Below are 20,283 nucleotides of genomic sequence, written 5' to 3'. Positions count from 1 at the left end.
AGCGGTTTCAAGGGGCACGCAGTAGCGGAGTACGCACGCAGGGATAGCCAAGTCTGGCCAACGGCGCAGCGTTCAGGGCGCTGTCCCATAGGGGTCCGCAGGTTCAAATCCTGCTCCCTGCACTTTTCAGCTCGACCAAACGGGAGAGCTGTGAAAACCCGAGCGGACAGGTTTGCCCCCCGCGAGGCGCAGCGCGTCTCGCGGTGGTTCAAATCCTGCTCCCTGTACTCTCCGATTTCTCCTCACTGGAGTCACAGAACATGAGTAAGACGAATCCGAGACTGAACAGTCTCATCGCCGAGCTGAAGGCGGTCTCCCGCGACTCCGGCTCCCCGGTCTGGGCCGACGTCGCCGACCGCCTCGAAAAGCCACGGCGCACCCACGCAGAGGTCAACCTCGGACGCATCGAACGGTACGCCCGCGAGGACGAGACCGTCGTCGTCCCCGGCAAGGTGCTGGGCAGTGGTGTGCTGCAGAAGAACGTCACCGTCGCCGCCGTCGACTTCTCCTCGACAGCGCAGAAGAAGATCGAGCAGGTGGGCGACGCCGTGACGTTAGAACAGATCGCCGAACAGAACCCCGACGGATCGAACGTACGGGTGATCCGATGAACGCCGCCGAGTTCGACGCGGACGTCGTCATCGACGCCCGCGACTGCATCCTCGGCCGCGTCGCGAGCGAGATCGCACAGAAGGCCCTCGCCGGCGAGCGAGTCGCCGTGGTCAACGTCGAGCACGCTGTCATCACCGGCTCGGAGTCGGACGTGATGAGCGTCTACCGCAAGCGTGTCGAGGTCGGTTCCGACAGAGGGCCGTACTACCCGAAGCGGCCCGACCGGATCTTCAAGCGCGCCGTCCGCGGGATGCTGCCGTACAAGAAGCCGCGGGGCCGCGAGGCGCTGGACCGCGTCCGGGTGTACGTCGGCAACCCCTACGACGACGAGGGCGAACTGCTCGAAGATACGTCGCTGGATCGCCTGTCGAATATCAAGTTCATCTCGCTCGGCGACGTGAGCGAGAAGCTGGGAGCGAACGTCACATGGTAACGAACACCTCAGGAAAGAAGAAGACGGCCGTCGCCCGCGCCACCGTGCGCGACGGCGAGGGTCGCGTGCGCATCAACTCTCGACCGGTCGAACTGGTCGAGCCGGAGATGGCCCGCCTGAAGATGCTGGAGCCGTTCCGCATCGCCGGCGAGGACCTCCGCTCGCAGGTCGACCTCGACATCGCCGTCTCCGGCGGCGGCGTGAGCGGGCAGGCCGACGCCGTCCGGACGGCCATCGCGCGCGGCATCGTCCAGCACCTCAACGACGCCGAACTCCGCGACGCGTTCATGGAGTTCGACCGATCGCTGCTGGTGAACGACGTCCGCCAGTCCGAACCCAAGAAGTGGGGCGGACCCGGCGCGCGTGCCCGCTACCAGAAGTCTTACCGCTAGGTGATCTCGCCATGATGATTCCCGTCCGGTGTTTCACGTGCGGCAACGTCATCGGTGAACACTGGGACGAGTTCACGACGCGCACCGAAGTGGGTGAAGACCCGGCCGAGGTCCTCGACGACCTCGGGGTTCACCGCCACTGCTGCCGTCGCATGATCGTCTCGCACAAGGACCTCGTCGACGTGGTCGCACCGTACCAATGAAGCAGCGCTACAACCGCTACGAGAAGGCCCGCATCCTCGGGGCGCGAGCCCTGCAGGTGTCGTACGGCGCGCCCGTGCTCATCGACTCCGACCAGTCGGAGCCGATCCTCATCGCCGCCGAGGAGTACGACGCGGGCGTGCTCCCCTTCACAGTGCGACGGGAGGGGAACTGACATGAGGGTGCCTATCGCACATGGAGACGGCGCATGACCCGAATCAGCTCCATCTCGCTGCGTCGCGTGCTCGACTCGCGCGGGAACCCGACCGTCGAAGCCGACGTACTCACCGACTCCGGTGGCTTCGGCCGTGCCGCAGCCCCCTCGGGGGCGAGCACCGGCGAGTACGAGGCCATCGAACTCCCGCCGTCGGAAGCCATCGCGGCCGCACGCCGGCTCGCCATTCCCAGACTGGAGGGCGAGGTGTACGCCGGCGACCAGCGCGAAGTCGACACTACGCTCCGCGCTGCGGACGGCACGGAGAACTTCTCGGAGATCGGTGCCAACTCCGCGGTGGCCATCTCGATGGCGGCCGCGAAGGCCGGTGCGGACACGCTCGGCCTGCCGCTGTACCAGCATCTCGGCGGTGCCTTCCGCGGCGACAACTTCCCCATCCCCCTCGGGAACGTCATCGGGGGCGGGGAACACGCCAAGGAGGCGACCCACATCCAGGAGTTCCTCGCCGCGCCCGTCGGCGCTCCCTCCGTCGAGGAGGCCGTCTTCGCGAACGCGCAGGTCCACGCCGCCGCCTCCGACGCCCTCGACGAGCGGGGCATCCCCGCCGCGAAGGGTGACGAGGGTGCGTGGGCCCCGCCCGTTTCGGACGCGGAGGCGTTCGAGGTCATGGAGGAGGCGGTCGACGCCGTCGCCGACGACCTCGGCTTCGAGATCAAGTTCGGCCTCGACGTCGCCGCCTCCGAGTTGCACACCGACGAGGGGTACGACTTCGGCGACGAGGTCAAGTCCACGGCGGAGATGATCGACTACATCGCCGAGATGGTCGACGAATACGACCTCGCGTACGTGGAAGACCCCCTCGACGAGAACGACTACGAGGGGTTCGCCGCCCTGACCGAGCGGGTGGGCGACCGGACGCTCATCTGCGGCGACGACCTGTTCGTGACGAACACGTCGCGCCTCCAGGACGGCATCGACCAGGGTGCCGGCAACTCCATCCTCATCAAGCCGAACCAGATCGGTTCGCTCACGGACGCGTTCGACGCCATCGAACTCGCGACCGAGCACGGCTACGACTCGGTCATCTCCCACCGCTCGGGCGAGACCGAAGACACCACCATCGCACACCTCGCCGTCGCCACCGACGCGCCGTTCATCAAGACCGGCACGGTGCAGGGCGAGCGAACAGCCAAGCTGAACGAACTCATCAGAATCGCAGACGACGCAGTATGAGCGACAACGACAACGACGCGGTCGAGATCGTCGACGAGGGGGCCGACGAGGCCGCCGCCGTCGAGACCGAGACCGAAGGAGAAGCCGAACCGCCCGCCGAGGCCGCCGAGGTCGAGGCCGAACCGGAACCCGAGACAGCGCCCGACGAGGCCGACGCCGAAGAGGAGGAGGCCGCCGGGCCGGCGTTCGACGAGGACGTCATGCCGGACGAGGAGGCCGACCTCCTCATCCCCGTCGAGGACTACCTCTCCGCGGGGGTCCACATCGGGACCCAGCAGAAGACGAAGGACATGGAGCGGTTCATCCACCGCGTCCGCGACGACGGGCTCTACGTGCTCGACGTGAGCCAGACCGACGATCGCATCCGCGTGGCGGCGGACTTCCTCGCTAACTACGCGCCCGAGCAGATGCTCGTCACCTCCTCGCGGCAGTACGGCCGGTTCCCCGCCGAGAAGTTCGCCGACGCCGTCGGTGCCAGAGCGAGAACGGGGCGGTTCATCCCGGGGACGCTGACGAACCCCGACTACGCCGGCTACATCGAACCGGATGTCGTCGTGGTGACCGACCCGATCGGTGACGCCCAAGCGGTGAAAGAGGCGATCACCGTGGGCATCCCGGTCATCGCGATGTGCGACTCGAACAACCAGACCTCGAACGTCGACCTCGTCGTCCCGACGAACAACAAGGGGCGGCGAGCGCTGAGCGTGGTGTACTGGCTGCTCGCCAACGAGACGCTCGACCGCCGCGGCACCGATCAGGTGTACGCGCTGGACGAGTTCGAGGAAGTCTAACTCCGTTTTCGGCCGTCACGTTTCCTCCGCCCCCTAGTCGCCGAGAGCCATCCGTGTCGGCCCGTCGATCCGACGACGGCGGTCTCTGCGTCGAAGGTGCGCGGGAAGGGGGAGCAACCCGGCTCACTCGATTACGCCGACCCGCCCCCGGAAGAGGTCGCGATCGAACCACGCCGCCCGGCGAGCGCCCCACGCGACGGGGTCGGTGAGCTCGTACGCCGTCCGCGCCGCCGCTAGGTCGTCGGTCCCGAGGAGGACGGCCGCAGGTCGTTCCCCGACCCGAGCGAGTCGCGCGTCACCGGCCGCTGTGAGTGCGATCGGCGCGCCGGGGACGTCGGTAACGTCGCCGGCGACGGCGTCGGTTTCGGCCAGGACGGGTGCGGGGATCCGGTACCGACGATCAAGGAGCGCCGCCGCGTCGTCGACGTCGGCGACGCCGAGGACGACCGTGTCGACGCCCGAAAGCGGCGTCACTCCGTCCGTTTCGGAGACGCGCCACGACCGGGGCGTGCGGTCGACGAGAGGGAACGGGAACAGCCACCTGTCGGGAGCGTCGACGCGCTCGAACGTCTGGTCCCACTCGACGCGCCGGCCGTCGGGTCGGTCGCGGCCGCCGTGCAGCGGCCCCTCGACCGCGAAGCCGGCGTCGATCGCTCGTTTCGTCTCGGCGACGACGTCGTCGACGCGGACGCACCACGCCGCGGGGCCGGCGCGGGCGGCGAGCGCCGCGGGCCAAAACCCCGCGGCTTCGGGGTTCGTCCCCGGGGTCGGTGCGATGTACTCCAGGTACGAGCCGTCCGGAAGGCCGGTCAACGCCATGTGTGTCGTGCCGTCGGCGTGGGTCCCACCCTCGTCGAACGGGAGCCCGACCGCATCGAGCGCAGCCCGGACCGTGTCGAGGTCGTCCCAGCCGAAGGCGACGTGATCGACGTGCATGGGTTCGCATTGGCTCCGACGGGGATGAGCGTGTGGGTGTCAGTGGATCGGGTTCGGGCGCGAGCGTGGCGAGGGTACATCGCCCTGGCGACACGCCGCGTCCACTCGGTGTTCGCTCCAATCACGGACGGATTCAGCCGTTCGGACGGTCCGTCGCGTCCACGTGGACGCCGGTCGGATCCACGCGAACGTCGCCGACAACCCGGGCCGAAGGGTTTTGTCGCTCGCTCACCGACTGAACCGCATGAACTTGTTTCGGAGCGTTCGGGCGGTCGCGGAATCGACCGGCGACGGCACGGGAGCCATCGACTGGGAGGCCGTCGCCGAGGCCGCGCAGGTCTCGACCGAGGCCGGGTCGCTCGCGCTCACGGCGGCGGAGCGGGAAGGGTACGCCGCCGACGTCAGGGACGCACGGACGCGGCTCCAGTCGGTGGGCGAGGTCGAGTTCGACCTCCCGCGGACGATCGAGATACAGAACCGCCACCACTGGATCGACGCCAACATCCGGACGTTCGAGCGGGTGATGCACCCCATCGAGGAGCACGGCGCGACGGTGCTCCCGGGCGTGACGCGCGTCGTCAACACGGGGACCATGGCGTTCGTCCTCTCGTTTCTCGCCAGACACGTCCTCGGGCAGTACGATCCGCTCCTCCTGGCGGACGGCGACGACGACCACGGCCTCTACTTCGTCCACCCGAACATCGTTCGGGTCGCCGACCTGCTGGACGTCGAGTACCCGCGGTTCCGTCGGTGGATCGCCTTCCACGAGGTGGCCCACGCGGCGGAGTTCGGAGCCGCGCCGTGGCTCTCCGGGCACCTCGAGACGCGCATGGAGCGCGGCCTCGACGCCCTCGCCGAGGGGAGCCTCGACCGCGAGGCGTTCGAGGAACTCGACGTCGCCATGACCGCCGTCGAGGGGTACGCCGAACTCCTGATGGACCGGGCGTTCGACGACGAGTACGGCGACCTCCGCGCGAAACTCGACGCGCGACGGCAGGGCGGCGGCCCCATCGCTCGGCTCGCCCGACGACTGCTCGGTCTCGGTCTCAAGCGGCGGCAGTACGAACGCGGTGCCCGGTTCTTCCGGAGCGTCGCCGACGCCCGCGGGGTGGCCGCGGCGAGCCGCGTCTGGGACCGGCCGGAGAACCTCCCGACGAGCGCGGAACTCGACGACCCCTCGCGGTGGATCCGTCGGATCGACCCCTGAGTCGAGTCTCCCCGGCCGGTCGGACCTCCCTTTCGACGACCTCAGCGACGCGACCGTCGTCGGTTCGTCTCCCGCCGGAACTGCGCGGACCACCGACGGAGCCACAGGAGGAGCGCGCCGCCGAGACCGAAGCCGGCGACGGCGGCGATCCCGACCTGGAGGGTCGACGCGCCGGCCTGGAGTGCGACCAGCCCGGCCGAGACCCCCACGAGCACGACGAAGCCGAGTTGGAGACGGCGGTTGGCCAGCCGACGCTCGTCGTCGGTGATGCTCGGGCCGACCATGTTCACACCGAACCGGACCGGTCGGCTCCGGCCGGCTGGGCTCTGTCGTGCGGGGCCGAGACGTGCATGTCGACGAACACCCACTCGGGGTCCGCACCGCCGCGCGGTTCGAGCACCCCGCTCCAGCGCGTCTCGAAGGCGTAGGTGGCGTCGTCGGCGGTGTCGGTCCACGAGAGGTCGACCCGATCCGTGAACCGAGCGTAGGTGTCGCGTTCCGTGACACTGAGGTCGTGGCTGTCGACTGTCCAGTCGTCGGTCGTCCGCCCCTGCTCGCGAAGCCCCTCGGCGACGGCGTCGCCGCCGACCAGCCGAGAGAAGACACCTACCTTGACCACGTCGGATCGCTCCGCGAAGTACGGATACAGCGGCTCACCTCGCCGGAGCGCCTCGTAGTAGTCGCGAACCGTCTGCCGAACACTCATGCGAGTGGCAAGGGGGTGAGAGGATTTGAAACCGAGGGACTGTGGTTTCACGACCGGGCGACGAAGTGGCCTGGTCAGGCGAAGCCGCGGCCGATCTCGTCGTCGTCGATGAGGTCGTCGAGCTCCGCGTTGAGCAACTCCTCGCTCTCCTCGAACGTCGACGACAGTGCGTCGAGTCGGTCCGGCCGGTCGCTCAGTTCGTACTCCATCGGGCCGAACGCGGGACTCTCGATCGCCTCCATGAGATCCTCGAAGAAGTCCTCCGGCGAGGTCGGCGTCTCGCTGTGGACCCGGACGGTTTCCTGGAGGCGCGTAGCCATCGTCTTCGCGTGGTCTTCGTCCTCCGGCGGGCTCTGGACGGCGAACCGACCACCCTCATCGTCCGTCGGGAGCAACGAGTCGAGATCGCCGTCGACCTTCCGGGCGACCTGGGTGCCGATCCCTTTCACCTCGTAGGGGTTCTTCGCGTACGTTTTGAGATGGTAGACGCCCTGTGAGGGGTGACCGAAGTAGAGGTCTTCCCCCACGCCGGTCCGACGCTGCCCGGCCACCGCACGCCATCCCGCCTGCTCGGTCGAGTCGGACGACACATCGGCGAGGATGTCCTTCCAGTCGCGGACGCGCATGGATGGACGTTGGGTGGCACGCACCTTAGCGTGTCGGTCCGGCACACTGGCCCGTCGAACCGTGCGTCCGCCACGCGAGTATCACAACGGAGAACGGTGGAGGGAGATTCATCACGCTCGCGGTGAATCGGCTCACCATGCCAGCGATCTCGATCACCGACGACCAGCGCGAGCGCCTCCGCTGGATCCAGGCCCGACTCGAAGACGACGTCGAGTACGGCCACGTCAGACCACGCGACGCGCTCGAATTCCTGCTGGACCGGGCCGACGAGGCCGGCGAACTCTCGCCCGCGATGGACACGGATCCCGAGGAGATGGCGTCGGACTCGGGCCCAGAAGAGACGGCGTCGGACTCGGCGTCCACGACCGCGTCGACGGACACGCCAGGCCGGACCGGCGGATTCGTCGTCATGAACGGCGGAGACGTCGCTGCCTCGGGTGGGCTGACCGGCCTCGGTGACGACCGGACGGGGGCGGTGAGCGCCGACGCGGACGCGGGAGAAGACGCGACCGAGACGGCCGAGGACGCGGCTGGGAGCGAGGACCCGACGACGAGCAGCCCCGACCCGACGAGCGACAGCGACGAGACGGAAGACGAGGCGAACGACGAGGCGCGACTGAACTCCGTGATGAGCCTCCTCGACGACCACGACGGGAAGTGGCGCGAGACGGGCGGCGGCGAGGAGAAGTACGAGGTCGACCTCCCGGACGGGGGGGCCGAACGAGCACGGACGAAAGACGACGTGCGAGCCGTCCTGTTCAGGCACTACCGATGAGTGCCGCGGCCGCCTCCGGTCCCGGCATGACGCCGAACGGCGAGGTGTGTCGCCGCCGTGAGACGCGGCTCGACGGACTCGGATCGGGGGGCGGTCGGAGAGCGGGAGGCGGACGTCACGGCGGCCCCGAGCGACGCGGACCGCGCGGTCGATGCCCGGGACGACGAGCAGTCGCTCGCGTGTCCGACGGGTGGAGCAGCTCCTGCCCCGACCACGTCGGAGTTCGTCTGGTGTGACCAAGCGCAGTCACCGACCGAGATCGAGTTCGCGACCGAGAGCGGGTTCGAGTGGTGTAACCCGGAGGACGACCGGAAGCAGCGGTCCCGGTCGGAACCCGCGGCGACGGACGGAGCGGTCGACACGACTGCGGCGGCCGACGGCGGGCCGACCGGTCTCGTCCTAGATCCCGAGATCGTCACGACGGCGCGCCTGCGGGGGATCGACGACGAGGCGACCGCGCTGTTGTCGACGCTCCGGCGACACGGCGAGCCCCGACGGACCGAGCGCACCGAGGACGGCTGAGCCGACGGACAGGGTTTTTACTCGTCGGGGGCGGAGAGCGGTCGTGAACCTCCGCGGAGTCGTCGTCGACGTCGGTACGGCACGGACCGTGGACACGCGCTACGGCGAGCGGGACCTCGTCGAGTTCTCCATCAGACCCGACGACAGTGACCCGGTGCGAGTGACGCTCTGGGGGAAGTGGACGGCGACGGCCGACCACGCCGAAGCGGGGATGACGCTCCTCGTCACCGAGGTCGAAGAAGAAGAGTTCCGCGGCGAGACGACGTACGCGACCTCGCGTGCCTCGTACGTCGTCCTCGAACCGGAGTTCCTCGTCGACGTGACCGACGTTCGGTCGTGGGTGCAGTGTCCGCGGATGTACTACCTGAACAAGCTCTCGGGGATCCCCCTGAACTACCCCGTAGTGAAAGGGACCGTCGTGCACGAGGTGTTCGGCGATCTCCTTCGCGGCGTGGACCTCGACTCGGCCGTCGAGGAGCGCGTCGCCGAGGCGGGGCTGGAGCTCGGCCTCCTGGGGAGGGACGCTAACGAGGTCGAAGACGAGGTGCGGCGCAACGCCGCGGCCATCGAAGGGTGGCTCGCGCAGGGGACGCTCACCCAGGCCGACGAGTGGCGGTCGGAGTACACGCTCGTCTCGCCGACGTTCGGGATGAAGGGACGGGCCGACGCCATTCGTCGGGACTGTCCGGTCGAACTGAAGACCGGGAAGAACCTCAAACGCGAGCCACGCTTTCAGGACAAGATCCAGGCGGCGTGTTACGCGCTCATGCTCGGCGACTCGGGAGCCGACGCGCCCGACACCGGGACGCTGCTGTACACGAAGAACACGGCGCTCGAACGAGTCGAAGAGAGCGGCGATCTCTCGCCCGCCAAGGAGTTCTCCATCGGGAAGGGCCTCCTCGAGTACGTCGTTCGGACCAGAAACGAGATCGCCGCGATGGAGTTCGACGCCGGGGTCCCGACGGGGTACGAAGCCGGCGCGAAGTGCGAGTACTGCTTCGAGCAGGACACCTGTATGGTCGTCTCGGGCCGCCTCGACCAGGAGTCGAAGGCCGGACAGATCGGCACGGCGATCCCCGAGGAAGAGCGCGCGTACTTCGACCGCACGTACGGCGACATCGAGGCCGAACGTCGGGCCACACACGCCGAGTACCGTAAGCTGTGGGAACAGACCGCCGAAGCACGCGCCGCGGACGACCGCGCGCTGATCGACCTCGAACCGCTCGGTCGGACGGAACGAGCGGACGGCCGGTGGGAACTTCGCGCGCGGAAGCGGTCTGACGCGGTGTCGAAGCTCAGGACAGGCGACGTCGCGCTCGCATCCGACGGCGACCCGGTCGCCGGTCACGCGGAACTCTGTCGGATCGAGCGGCTCGACGAGGAGATCGTCGTCACGACGGACGAACCGGTCGAGCTCCGGCGGCTGGACGTCTACCCGTCGGAGATCACCGTCTCGCGGCTGCTGACGGCGCTCCACGACGCCCTCCTCAAGGGCGACGAACGCCGGAAGGACGTGCTGTTCGGGCGGACCGAACCATCGTTTTCGGCCGAAGAGCGAACGTACATCGACAACAACGCCGCGCAGAACGCCGCGGTGAACCGCGCCGTGAACGCCGAGGACTGCGCGCTCGTCCACGGCCCGCCCGGCACGGGGAAGACGTACACCATCGCCCGGACGGTCCGCGCCCTGGTCGACCGCGGCGACCGCGTCCTCCTCGCTGCGTTCACGAACCGCGCGGTCGACAACGCCCTGGAGGCGCTCCGCGACCAGGGGTTCGAGCGCGCGGTCCGCGTCGGGAGCGAGAACGGCGTCCGCGACGACATGCACGACCTCCGGCTCCGAGAGCGCGGTGATCCGAACGCGCTCGCCGCCGCGTTCCGCGACGCGCCGGTCGTCGCCGCAACCACCGCCGCCTGCGGCTCGCGCGTCCTCCGGGAGGGGAGCTTCGACGTCGCGCTCGTCGACGAGGCCTCCCAGCTCACCGAGCCGGGGACGCTCGCCGCGATCAACCTCGCCGATCGGTTCGTCCTCGTCGGCGACCACCAGCAACTGCCGCCGGTCGTCCGGGCGGACACCGATCTCTCGACGTCGCTGTTCGAGCGGCTCGTCGATCGGTATCCGGGCGCCTCGGTGATGCTCGACCGGCAGTACCGGATGGCCCAGCGCATCCAGGCGTTCTCCTCCAGCGAGTTCTACGACGGCCGGCTCCGGCCCGCGTCGGGCGCGGTCGCCGCCCAGCGGCTCTCGGACCTGCCCGGCGTCGACGACTCCCGACTGCCCGCCGAGCTACGGGACGCCGTCTCGTTCGTCGACCCCGGCGGCCGGCGAGAGGGGAACGCCAACCCGATCGAGGCCGACCGGGTGGCGGGCGTTGTCCGGGCGTTTCTCGACGCCGGCGTTTCGGAGGAAGAGATCGGCGTCATCGCGCCGTTCCGCGCGCAGGTCGCCGAGATCAGCCGCCGGGTCGACGTGACCGTCGACACCGTCGATCGGTTCCAGGGCTCCGCGAAGGAGGTCGTCGTGGTCTCGTTCGTCGCTACGGGTGCGCTGGACGGCCCCATCTTCGAGGACCACCGGCGGGTGAACGTCGCGCTGACCCGTGCGAAGAAGGCGCTCGTCCTCGTCGGCGACGCCACGGCGCTCGGCTCCGAGCCGTTCTACGCGCGGATGCTCGCGTGGGCGCGGCGGTAGCGGGCGACCGGTCGTGCGGTCCCATCCGCTGCCACTCTGCCCCCGCCGAACGGGAGACCACCGAGAGTCAAGAGCGTCGCCGCCGTTCGGCCCGTATGACCGACGGTTCGCTGGCCGAGCGGTGTGCGACAGAGGTGGCGGAGCTCCACGCGTTCTTCGAGCTGTGGTTCGTGGGCGAGCTCCCTGAGACGCGCGCGGCGCTCGAACGGTTCTCCGACGTGCTCGCCGACGACTTCCGGATGGTACAGCCGTCGGGGCTGACGCGGAGTCGGGAGGGGATCACGAGAGATGTCTTCGACGCACACGCGGTCCACGACGACGTCACGGTCGAGACGTCGACGTTCGAGCCGCGCGTCGTCGGATCCGAGATCTGTCTCGGCACGTACGAGGAGTGGCAGACGGTCGGCGACGACCGGACGGGGCGAATCTCGACCGTGCTGTTCCGGCGCGCCCCCGAGACGCCGAACGGGGTCGAGTGGGTCCACCTCCACGAAACCTGGCTGGATCGTCGGGGTGAGTAGGTCCGTCGAGGGAGGAGAGCCCGGGCGCGTCGTGTGTTCCCGAGCGTACTACGTCGCCGCTCGGCGGAGGCGTTCGTGGATCTCGGATTTCATTTTCTCGCGGTCGCTGACGGAGGCGGCCCGCCCCGAGACCAGTTCGAGGAGGTCGTACTCCGAGAGCACGTCCCTGGTCGTCTCGCGGTCGAGGTCGAGGTGACGCTGGACGTCGTAGAGCGTGTTCGCGGTCTCGACGGCCGACATCAGTTCCTCCGTGGAGAGCGACCCCGGGAGGTCGAGGTCGGGCAGTCGGTCCGCGATGCGCTCGGGTTCCGGTTCGGGCTCGGGGTCGGGGTGGGACTCCGGCTCCGCCGCCCCGTCCGACCCGGCGTCGGCGGCCGGCGAGCGCCCGGAGCCGTCCGTTCCCGCCTCGGAGTCGGGTCCGTCGAGTTCGTCGTGATCTCGCGCACCGTCCACTCCTTCCGTCTCATCGGGGGCCTCCAACGGTCCGGTCCCGCCGTCCGCCAGGCCGGCGGTTCCGGTCGTTCCGTTGGTCGCGTCGCCGGGCGGCGGCCGCTCGCCGCTGTCGGCCTCCGAAGCGACGGGGTCGGCGGGTTCGCCGTCCGTCGTCGACTCGTCGGCGTCGTTCTCCTCGACGCTCGTCGACGACGCGTTGGCCGAAGTCTGTCCCTCGGGTTCGTGAATCCCGTGGCGGATCATCTGCTTGCGGACCGCCTGGGCCCCGACGTCGACGTCGAGCGCCGCGGTCATCTCGGCGAACGTCTCGTACTCGTCGTACACCTCGGCGAGGGCTTCGGGATCGTGGTGGATCGCGCCGCGCGCGGAGGGGTCGACGAGGTCCGAGAGCGGGTGGGCCTTGGTCCGGTGGATCTTCATGCCGCGCTCCGTCTCGAACGTGCGGTCGCAGTCGGGGTGGGTGCAGGGGACGGCCCCCGCGTCCGACTCGTCGTCGGTCGTGTCCGCGTCGCTGACGGTCTCGGCGTCGTCCACCGTTTCGCGTTCCGCCTCGTCGACACGGTCGCTGACGGTCTCGGTGTCTTCGTCGGCGGACCTTGGCTCCGCCCCGTCGCTGGCACCGGCTTTCCGGCCGGCCCGGGGTGGATCGGGCTCAGTGACACCGGTGTCGGCCTCGTCGTCCACGTCGCCATCGCGACCGGCGTCCACGGCGACGGTCGTCGATTCCTCGGCCCCCTCGTCGGACTGGCGCGTCGCGTCGCTCACACCGTCGGTCGAGCCGTCGGGACCCTCGTCTTCCTCGCCGACAGCGATCACGTCGTCGGCGACGAGCCGCTGGGAAGAGCCCTGTTCCGGGAGCTCGACCTCCAGGTGGACGGTGAACCGATCGGTGCTCGATCCGTCGTGACCGCTTCCGTTGACCGGAGCTGCCTCCCGTACAGTGATCCCCCGCGCCTCCAACGCGTCGATGAGCGCCGCGAGTTGCCGGTACTCATCGCTAAGTGTCATCTGTCATGGCTCCCTCCCACTCTCGTTTGTGGGTGATATTCGTTCGGCAATAAGTTTTCTGTGATGGGATATAAGAATTCACTACCGAGACTCATACCCGATAACTACTGTATATATCTCTGGATACACCTCTAGGGCCGCGGGCGACGAACCGTTTCACCGGGACCGACCGGACACCGGGAAGTTGATACGGCTCTCCGTCGAACGCGGGCTACATGGGATTGAGATCGGCCTGGCACGACAACCAGCAGGTCCGACGCGGCGTGATCGGGGCTATCTCGGGCGCGATCGCCGGGATCACGGCCGCCGGCCTCGAGGGGGGACTCTTCCAGCGCTACGGCGTCGCGATCGTCATCGGACTCATCGTCTTCGTCGCCCTCAAACTCCTCGTCGACTAGTCGTCGGCGTCGACGCGCGTCACGTCGTCGATCTCCGCGAGCACCCGTTCGTGGAACTCCTGGAGCACTTCGCTTTCGTCCTCCGCGAGGACCACGTCGCTCGCCATGAGCGTGGCGAGGCCGAACGCCCGCGGCGACGGCGTGTCCGCCGATCGGCTCTCGACCGTGATCTCCCCGCGCTGGACGGCCGAGAGCACCTCCCGGATCCCGTCGACGTTCAGCTTGTCGTCGAGGATCTCGCGGTAGGTCTCCTCCATCACCGAAAAGGAGTCCAGTTCCTGGGCGAACGACAGCAGCATTTCGCTGGAGACCTGCTGCTGGGCGGCGGATTTCTCGTACCCCTTGTACCGCTTGAGGATCATCAGCGAGCGCGTGGCGTTGATCCGGAAGTAGCGTTTCAGGAGGTCGGTCCCCTCGAGGGCAGCGCGGAGGTCGCCGACCACCGAGTCGGGATCGAGCCCGGCGAGCAGGCTCGCGACGTCGACCTTCCGGTTGAGTGGCATCGACACGGTGAAGCCGTTGTCCGCGACCGTGACCTGGACGTTGGCGTTGGCCCGCCGCGAGCAGTGGTACGCCACGAGCCGGGAGAGCCCGTCGTTGAACCGCCGCCCGTACAGCGAGTGGACGTGGTAGTGTCGGCGATACTCCCCGCGGTCTTTCACCTCTTCGACCGCCAGGCGGCTGTCGGTCGAGACGGAGTCCACGCCGGCGTACCGCAGTTGCTCGTCGAACATGCACGCGACGGCGCGGACGGAGTTCTCGTCGAGGGGGAACTCGCGGAGCCACTCGCGGGCAGCAGGCCGGCCGCCGTGTTCGAGCCGCTCCGTCAACTCCCCCTGGAACGCCGCGATCTCCCGACCCAGATCGTACGACAGCGGAAGCCGTTCGGAGAACCACGAGGGGACGGTCGGCCGCTTCGACGTCGGATCGACGTACACCTTCGAGCCGCGGCGGTAGCGGTACTCGAAGTTGTCGCCGCCGAGGACGAACACGTCTCCCTTCTCGAGGGTGTCGAGGTAGTTCTCGTCGAGGTTTCCGACCCAGTCGTTCCCGCCGCGCGTGACGACGTCGCAGGTGAACGAGTCGGGGATCGTCCCCAGGTTCGTCATGTAGATGACGCGGGCCATCCGGCCGCGCTTGCCGAGCAGGGGCTCGCCGACGTCGAACGCCTCGTAGTGGTGCTCGCCCGAGGGCGGGTCGTTCGTGTCGCGCCACACTTTCGCGTAGACGTTCTTCTCCTCAAGGCCGTCGTACGCCGCGGTGAGATACCGCATGAGCCGCTCCCACTCCGCGTCCGAGAAGTCCCGGTAAGGGTACGCCCGGCGGAGCGTCTCCTTCACGCTCACTTCCCGTTTGACGCCGTTGATCGCCATGCCGTACACCTGCTGTGCGGCGACGTCCTGGGCGTTCTCGGGGACGAACACGCGGTCGACGAACCCCTCGGTGGCCTTCCGTAACATCACGGCGCACTCGACGAGTTCGTCGCGGTCGAGCGCGAGCACACGACCCTCGACCGTCTGGCCGAGCCGGTGGCCTGCCCGGCCGACGCGCTGGAGCAGGCTCGCGACGGACTTCGGCGAGCCCACCTGCACGACGAGGTCGATGTGGGGCATGTCGATGCCGAGTTCCAGCGAGGTGGAGGTGGTGACGACGTCCAACTCCCCGCGCTTGAGCCGCTCTTCGATCGTCTGGCGTCGCTCTTTCGAGAGCGAGCCGTGGTGACAGCCCGAGTTCTCCTCGTCGTAGCCGGTAAAGCGCTCACGGAGGGTATGTAACACCCGCTCGGCCCCCGACCGGGTGTTGGTGAACACCAGCGTGTTCGTGTGCGACGAGACGAGTTCGTGCAGGCGATCGTAGAAGCGCTCGTGGACGACGCCGGCGGGCGTGTCGATGAGGTCGTCCGTCGGACACTCCAGCCGGATGTCGAACTCCCGGACGAACCGGGTGTCGACGAGCTCGTACTCGCGCGGCTCGCCCCCCTCGCGGCCGACGAGGAACTCCGCCATCGTCGTGAGCGGTTCGACGGTGGCCGAACAGCCGATGCGGGTCGGCGACTCCTCGACGAGCCCCTCCAGCCGTTCGAGCGACACCGACAGGTGCGTCCCGCGTTTGTTCTCCGCGAGCGAGTGGATCTCGTCGACGACGACGTACTCGACCGTTCGCAGTTTCTCCTTGAACTTCGGGGAGTTCAAGAGGATCGCCAGCGTCTCCGGCGTGGTGTTGAGGACGTGCGGCGTCACCTCCAGCATCTTTTGACGCTCGGCGGAGGGGGTGTCGCCGTGGCGGATCGCGTGACGGATCTCACACTCGTCCGTCTCCATCCGCTCCGAGATCCCCGAAAGCGGCTCGGTGAGGTTGCGGTGGATGTCGTTCGCGAGCGACTTCAGCGGCGAGACGTAGAGGCAGTACACCGAGTTGTCGAGACCGTCGGCGGACTCGCGCTCCCGCCGGAACAGTTCGTTGATGATCGCGGTGAACGACGCGAGTGTCTTTCCCGACCCCGTCGGGGCGCAGATGAGCGCGTTCTCGCCGGCGTGAATGAGGGGGATCGCCTCGCGCTGTGGCGGCGTGAAGAAGCCGCCGTTCTGCGGAACGAACGCCCCGAACTGGTCGACCCACCACTCGCGGACCGCGGGGTCGAGCAGCGAGAGCACGTCTTCGTCGGCGATGTCCACGGCATCGGGGTCGAAGTCCGTGTCGCTGTCGCGGAGCAGTGCCCGGCCGTGACTCTCGCCGCCCTCGCTCATTGTGAGTGCGTGGGACCGGGTGTGTAAGTGGGTTGCGGGCGGCGCACCCCCCGATCAGAACTGGACGATGTCGAACGAGAGCCGGACGTACGTCCCCCGGTCGTCCATGTCGATGCGGAACCACGACTCCCCCGTGTCCCGAGAGTAGTCCGCCCGCGTGGGCTCTTGATCGAGGAACCACCGCGTGTTCGCCCCCCAGTTCTCCAGCGTATCGTCGCCGTTGGCCCCCTTGTCGGCCTCGAAGAACTTCGGCGTGATCTCGATGTACGCCGCCCCGCGGTCGACGCTCGCGGGGAACTCGAAGACGGGATCGAACACCGTCGTGAGCGCCGTACCGCTTCCTTCCGCGAGTTCGATCGCATCGGCGCGGTCGCGCTCCCACACCTCTTCGAGCCCCGCCGTCGTCGCGACGTCGGCGTCGCCGTCGTTGCCTCGCACCGTGATCGAGCCGTACAGTTCCTCCGTGTCCGGCGAGTTGAGCAGCGCGTCGTCGGCGTCGACGACGTACAGGTAGAAGTTCTCCAGCCGATACCGGAGCGGCCCCGGCGTCGGCGTCACCGTCTCGAACACGACGAACCGCGGTTCGGGCTGTGCGGTCAGTACGACGTACTCCGGTTCGGGCGTCGCCGTCGCGGTCGGCGTGGGTGTGGGCGTCTCCGTCGGCGTGGCTGTCGGCGTTGCCGTCGGGGTCGGTGTCGTCGTCGGCGTCCGCGTCGCCGTCGACGGGGCCGCTGTCGGCGAGGACGAGTCCCCTCCACCGACGTTGACGTTGAACGTACAGCCCGACAGCGCGGTGAGCGCCGCGCCAGCGCCCGCGAGAAACGCCCGCCTGCCCCGGCGTCGCGCCGGCGGCCCGTCTGCCGTCCGTTTCGACACCGCCGGCCCCCCACGTGACTCACGCGACCCACTCGACTCCCCGCTCGTTTCAGAACGCATGAAAGTCGTCTGTGACGACTGGTAATCAACGTTGCTCCCGCGTTCTCGGAATCGAGAGTCCCCCCGCCATCCAGAACGACTTTCGGCCCCGCCGACGGAGCAGTCCGCATGCGCGTCACCTTTCTCGGCACCGGGAGCGCCATGCCGACGCCGGACCGTGTCCAGACCGGTATCCTCGTCGAACCGGCCGCGGCCGCGACCGACGATGACGGCGACGGGGGCGGTGACGGACGGGCGCGGCGACTCCTCATCGACTGCGGGAGCGGCGTGCTCGGCCGACTGTCGGCGACCGACGCCGGCTACGAAGCGGTGTCGACCGTTCTCCTGACGCACCACCACCTCGACCACGTCTCCGACCTGATGGCGCTTTTGAAGGCGCGGTGGCTCGCGGGCGAAGAACACCTCGAAGTCGTCGGCCCCGCCGGGACCAAGGCGCTCGTCGACGGTCTCCTCGAGGTCCACGACTACCTGCAGGGGCGGATGGACCTCCGTGTTCGTGAGGTCGGCGCGGAGTCGTTCGAAGTGGCGGGCTTCGCGGTCGAGGGGTTCGAGACGCGGCACTCGATGCCGTGTCTCGCCTACCGCTTCGGCGACGAGTTCGTCTTCAGCGGGGACAGCGAGGCGTTCCGCGGGCTGGCGAACTTCGCGTCCGGTGTGAGCGTCCTCGCCCACGACTGTTCGTTCCCCGACGAGGTCGACGTCTCGAACCACCCCACGCCGACGCAGCTCGGCGAGGCGCTATCGGGGACGGACGTCGACCGCGTCTACCTCACCCACCTGTACCCGCACACGCGCGGCAAACACTCGGAGATGATCCGCTCGGTGGAGCGGTCGTTCGACGGCGACGTGCGGATGGCGAAAGACGGCCTGCGGCTCGAGATCTAAACGGCGCGTGACGTCGCACGCTTCGTGAGCGGGTCTCCGAGCGAACGAACCGCTCGGGGCGACCGCGGCGCGCCAGTGGCACCGCACCCGCCCGGGCGACTGCTCGGTCCTCTGGGTCGAAGTCCGGATGGCACGATCTCACGCGGAGGAGGGCAACGCCGAGTGGCCCGCCGACGGCGGCGGCCATCCCTCGACCCGATACGCTCGCCCGTCACGACCGGTCGCCCTCGATCCGCGTCCCGGCGTCCGCCCCGGCCAGGAACGCGTCCAACTCGGCGGGGCCGAAGACGAACGCCGGCGCGCCGAGGGCGAGCAGGGCGCGGACCTTCGCCGCCATCCCGCCGGTGACGTCCGTCGAATCGGAGCCGCCGAGCGCGTCGGCGATGTCGTCGAACGCTTCGATTTGTGGAACGACGCTCCCGTCCGAATCGAGCACCCCCGGAACGGTCGAACACATCCCGACGCGGTCGGCGTTCAGACCCGACGCCAGCGCCGTCACGAGTTCGTCGCCCGAGACGACCGTCGTGCCCGCCCCCGCGTGAGCGACGAGGTCGCCGTGGAGGACGGGGATGAACCCCTCGTGTAAGAGGGTCTCGACCGACGTGTGCGGGAGCGAGAGCGCCCCCTCCTCGTCGCGCGCACAGAGCGAGAGCGGGTGGACGGGCACCACGGGGACGTCCCGCGCGAGCAGCGCGTCGACGACGCGGCGGTTGAGCCGCTTCATCGCCCCGTGGATGTCGGCGATGGCCGTCGCGTCGTGGGTTCCGTCGGTCGTGGAGACGCCGTGGGTCGCGGCGTGGTGATGGCCGAACGACCCGCCGCCGTGGACGACGACGAGGTCACCGACGTCGGCGTCGACGACCGCGTCGGCCGTGCGCGCCAGCGCCGCCTCGTCCACGCTCTCGGGTTCGTCCTTCTCGGTGACGACGCTCCCGCCGAGTTTGAGCACCGTCGTCATCGCGCCGCACCCGCGGGGCCGTCGCCCTTCGCGTCCCCGGCGTCTCCGACCCGCACGCCCTCGGTCGCGAGTTCGGCCTGGAAGGCGTCCTCGCAGCCCGGGGTGAACCGCAACGCGGTGCGGGACCCGGGCGTCGAGTCGAGCGCGACGATACAGCCGCCGCCGCCCGCGCCGGTCAGCTTCGCGCCGTGCGCGCCGGCGTCGCGGGCGGCCCAGACCATCGCGTCCAGCGAGCGCGAGGAGACGCCGAGCGCTTCGAGGAGGCCGTGGTCGAAGTCCATGAGCCGGCCGAGTTCCACGAGGAGCTCCTCGGTCGGGGGCGCGTCAGGGTCGGCGGCGCGGAGCAGTTCCTCGCCGCGCCGGACGATGTCGCCGATGCTCTCGACCGTGTCGGCGGCGAACTCGTACTCCTCGCGGAGGCGGCGGACGCCCGCGACGAGTTCGCCGGTGTCGCCCGCACCCCCGTCGAAGCCGACGACGAAGGGAAGCGAGGGCGTCTCGATCGCCCGGCAGTCGTCGCCTTCGACCCGGACGGCACCGCCCATCGCCGAGCAGAACGTGTCCGCCCGGGAGGCCTGGCCGTCTTGGACCTCGTACTCCGCGCGAAAGGCGCGGTCGGCCAGTTCCTCGGGCGCGAGTTCGTGGCCGAGTTCGCGCGTCGCGGCGTCGATCCCGGCGACGACGACCGCCGCCGACGACCCCAGCCCCGCACCCAGCGGGATGTCGCTCTCGACGACGATGTCGAAGCCGGCGTCGGGCGCGTCGGCGGCGTCGCGCGCCTGGTCGACGGCGGCGTCGACGTACCCCATCGCGGCGTCCACCAGCGGCCGGGGGACGTCGACGTCCGGACGGCCGTCGGTCGATCCGGTGTACTCGACGGTGAACCCGTCGAGGCTCAGATCCGCCGCCCGGACGCGTACGTGGTCGTCCGCCCGTGCCTCGACGTCGACCCGCGCCCGGCGCTCGATCGCACAGGGGACGGCCGGTTCGCCGTAGACGACGGCATGCTCCCCGAAGAGATACACCTTCCCGGGGGCGCTCGAAACGGTCATGGCCGGTGATGGACAGCGGTGGA

23 protein-coding genes and 1 tRNA gene are annotated in these 20,283 nt (G+C 69.1%); 15 read left to right on the top strand and 9 right to left on the bottom strand.

Features of this window, described 5'->3' with window-relative positions; genetic code table 11:
- The first annotated feature begins 37 nt into the window (after positions 1 to 37).
- The 8 genes from NKJ07_RS03630 (at position 38) to rpsB (ending at position 3,837) form a co-directional block, all read left to right on the top strand.
- Positions 38 to 122, top strand: a tRNA-Leu gene (locus tag NKJ07_RS03630).
- A 138-nt stretch (positions 123 to 260) separates the two neighbouring features.
- The gene (locus NKJ07_RS03625; protein ID WP_318569234.1) at positions 261 to 611 is read left to right on the top strand and encodes a 50S ribosomal protein L18e; all 351 of its coding nucleotides are present in this window, start codon (positions 261 to 263) and stop codon (positions 609 to 611) included.
- Positions 608 to 1,045: a 50S ribosomal protein L13 gene (locus NKJ07_RS03620; protein WP_318569233.1), complete on the top strand. Its 438-nt coding sequence runs from the start codon at positions 608 to 610 to the stop codon at positions 1,043 to 1,045. Before NKJ07_RS03625 ends, NKJ07_RS03620 begins: the two co-directional genes overlap by 4 nt.
- Positions 1,039 to 1,437: a 30S ribosomal protein S9 gene (locus tag NKJ07_RS03615; protein WP_318569232.1), complete on the top strand. Its 399-nt coding sequence runs from the start codon at positions 1,039 to 1,041 to the stop codon at positions 1,435 to 1,437. Before NKJ07_RS03620 ends, NKJ07_RS03615 begins: the two co-directional genes overlap by 7 nt.
- 11 nt (positions 1,438 to 1,448) lie before the next feature.
- Positions 1,449 to 1,640, top strand: coding sequence for a DNA-directed RNA polymerase subunit N (locus NKJ07_RS03610; protein WP_318569231.1), 192 nt, complete (start codon positions 1,449 to 1,451; stop codon positions 1,638 to 1,640).
- Positions 1,637 to 1,813: a DNA-directed RNA polymerase subunit K gene (locus NKJ07_RS03605; protein ID WP_318569230.1), complete on the top strand. Its 177-nt coding sequence runs from the start codon at positions 1,637 to 1,639 to the stop codon at positions 1,811 to 1,813. The genes NKJ07_RS03610 and NKJ07_RS03605 overlap by 4 nt, the downstream gene beginning before the upstream one ends.
- A 33-nt stretch (positions 1,814 to 1,846) precedes the next feature.
- Positions 1,847 to 3,046: a phosphopyruvate hydratase gene (gene eno, locus NKJ07_RS03600; RefSeq protein ID WP_318569229.1), complete on the top strand. Its 1,200-nt coding sequence runs from the start codon at positions 1,847 to 1,849 to the stop codon at positions 3,044 to 3,046.
- A complete protein-coding gene (rpsB, locus tag NKJ07_RS03595; protein ID WP_318569228.1) occupies positions 3,043 to 3,837 on the top strand; it encodes a 30S ribosomal protein S2 in 795 nt (264 codons plus the stop codon). The genes eno and rpsB overlap by 4 nt, the downstream gene beginning before the upstream one ends.
- A 123-nt stretch (positions 3,838 to 3,960) precedes the next feature.
- Here the strand turns inward: rpsB and NKJ07_RS03590 are convergent, their stop codons facing one another.
- On the bottom strand, positions 3,961 to 4,773 hold the full coding sequence (locus tag NKJ07_RS03590; protein WP_318569227.1) for a VOC family protein: 813 nt from the start codon (positions 4,771 to 4,773) through the stop codon (positions 3,961 to 3,963).
- A gap of 244 nt (positions 4,774 to 5,017) precedes the next feature.
- Here NKJ07_RS03590 and NKJ07_RS03585 point away from each other — a divergent pair, with 244 nt between their 5' ends.
- Positions 5,018 to 5,980 carry a zinc-dependent metalloprotease gene (locus NKJ07_RS03585; protein ID WP_318569226.1) on the top strand — a complete coding sequence of 321 codons (963 nt, stop codon included), beginning with the start codon at positions 5,018 to 5,020 and terminating at the stop codon, positions 5,978 to 5,980.
- 41 nt (positions 5,981 to 6,021) lie between these two features.
- Here the strand turns inward: NKJ07_RS03585 and NKJ07_RS03580 are convergent, their stop codons facing one another.
- From NKJ07_RS03580 to NKJ07_RS03570, 3 genes are all read right to left on the bottom strand, one after another.
- A complete protein-coding gene (locus tag NKJ07_RS03580; protein WP_318569225.1) occupies positions 6,022 to 6,264 on the bottom strand; it encodes a hypothetical protein in 243 nt (80 codons plus the stop codon).
- A 2-nt stretch (positions 6,265 to 6,266) separates the two neighbouring features.
- A complete protein-coding gene (locus NKJ07_RS03575; RefSeq protein ID WP_318569224.1) occupies positions 6,267 to 6,686 on the bottom strand; it encodes a nuclear transport factor 2 family protein in 420 nt (139 codons plus the stop codon).
- Positions 6,687 to 6,760: 74 nt separating this feature from the next.
- The gene (locus tag NKJ07_RS03570; protein ID WP_318569223.1) at positions 6,761 to 7,312 is read right to left on the bottom strand and encodes a hypothetical protein; all 552 of its coding nucleotides are present in this window, start codon (positions 7,310 to 7,312) and stop codon (positions 6,761 to 6,763) included.
- 137 nt (positions 7,313 to 7,449) lie between these two features.
- Between NKJ07_RS03570 and NKJ07_RS03565 the strand changes: the two genes are divergently transcribed.
- The 4 genes from NKJ07_RS03565 (at position 7,450) to NKJ07_RS03550 (ending at position 11,823) form a co-directional block, all read left to right on the top strand.
- Positions 7,450 to 8,088 carry a hypothetical protein gene (locus NKJ07_RS03565; protein ID WP_318569222.1) on the top strand — a complete coding sequence of 213 codons (639 nt, stop codon included), beginning with the start codon at positions 7,450 to 7,452 and terminating at the stop codon, positions 8,086 to 8,088.
- 57 nt (positions 8,089 to 8,145) lie between these two features.
- Positions 8,146 to 8,610 carry a hypothetical protein gene (locus NKJ07_RS03560; RefSeq protein WP_318569221.1) on the top strand — a complete coding sequence of 155 codons (465 nt, stop codon included), beginning with the start codon at positions 8,146 to 8,148 and terminating at the stop codon, positions 8,608 to 8,610.
- Positions 8,611 to 8,653: 43 nt separating this feature from the next.
- Positions 8,654 to 11,302 (top strand): AAA domain-containing protein, encoded by a 2,649-nt coding sequence (locus tag NKJ07_RS03555; protein ID WP_318569220.1) that lies wholly within the window; start codon positions 8,654 to 8,656, stop codon positions 11,300 to 11,302.
- 95 nt (positions 11,303 to 11,397) lie between these two features.
- A complete protein-coding gene (locus NKJ07_RS03550) occupies positions 11,398 to 11,823 on the top strand; it encodes a DUF4440 domain-containing protein (RefSeq protein WP_318569219.1) in 426 nt (141 codons plus the stop codon).
- Positions 11,824 to 11,871: 48 nt separating this feature from the next.
- Here NKJ07_RS03550 and NKJ07_RS03545 read toward each other — a convergent pair whose 3' ends face one another.
- On the bottom strand, positions 11,872 to 13,284 hold the full coding sequence (locus NKJ07_RS03545) for a DUF8073 domain-containing protein (RefSeq protein WP_318569218.1): 1,413 nt from the start codon (positions 13,282 to 13,284) through the stop codon (positions 11,872 to 11,874).
- 215 nt (positions 13,285 to 13,499) lie between these two features.
- Between NKJ07_RS03545 and NKJ07_RS03540 the strand changes: the two genes are divergently transcribed.
- A complete protein-coding gene (locus tag NKJ07_RS03540) occupies positions 13,500 to 13,682 on the top strand; it encodes a hypothetical protein (RefSeq protein WP_318569217.1) in 183 nt (60 codons plus the stop codon).
- Here NKJ07_RS03540 and NKJ07_RS03535 read toward each other — a convergent pair.
- Entirely contained in the window at positions 13,679 to 16,429 is a 2,751-nt protein-coding gene (locus tag NKJ07_RS03535; RefSeq protein WP_318569216.1) for an ATP-dependent helicase, read from the bottom strand. The two genes, NKJ07_RS03540 and NKJ07_RS03535, sit on opposite strands and share 4 nt — an antisense overlap.
- A 54-nt stretch (positions 16,430 to 16,483) precedes the next feature.
- Positions 16,484 to 17,365, bottom strand: coding sequence for a hypothetical protein (locus tag NKJ07_RS03530; protein ID WP_318569215.1), 882 nt, complete (start codon positions 17,363 to 17,365; stop codon positions 16,484 to 16,486).
- A 108-nt stretch (positions 17,366 to 17,473) separates the two neighbouring features.
- Here NKJ07_RS03530 and NKJ07_RS03525 point away from each other — a divergent pair, with 108 nt between their 5' ends.
- On the top strand, positions 17,474 to 18,250 hold the full coding sequence (locus tag NKJ07_RS03525) for an MBL fold metallo-hydrolase (protein ID WP_318569214.1): 777 nt from the start codon (positions 17,474 to 17,476) through the stop codon (positions 18,248 to 18,250).
- A 211-nt stretch (positions 18,251 to 18,461) separates the two neighbouring features.
- Here NKJ07_RS03525 and NKJ07_RS03520 read toward each other — a convergent pair whose 3' ends face one another.
- The gene (locus NKJ07_RS03520) at positions 18,462 to 19,208 is read right to left on the bottom strand and encodes an isopentenyl phosphate kinase (protein ID WP_318569213.1); all 747 of its coding nucleotides are present in this window, start codon (positions 19,206 to 19,208) and stop codon (positions 18,462 to 18,464) included.
- Positions 19,205 to 20,260: a mevalonate kinase gene (gene mvk / locus NKJ07_RS03515; RefSeq protein WP_318569212.1), complete on the bottom strand. Its 1,056-nt coding sequence runs from the start codon at positions 20,258 to 20,260 to the stop codon at positions 19,205 to 19,207. The genes NKJ07_RS03520 and mvk overlap by 4 nt, the downstream gene beginning before the upstream one ends.
- Positions 20,261 to 20,283: the final 23 nt, after the last annotated feature.

Source organism: Salinigranum marinum (assembly GCF_024228675.1).
Taxonomy (GTDB): Archaea; Halobacteriota; Halobacteria; order Halobacteriales; family Haloferacaceae; genus Salinigranum; species Salinigranum marinum.
This window is presented reverse-complemented; position numbering and strand designations above follow the sequence as displayed.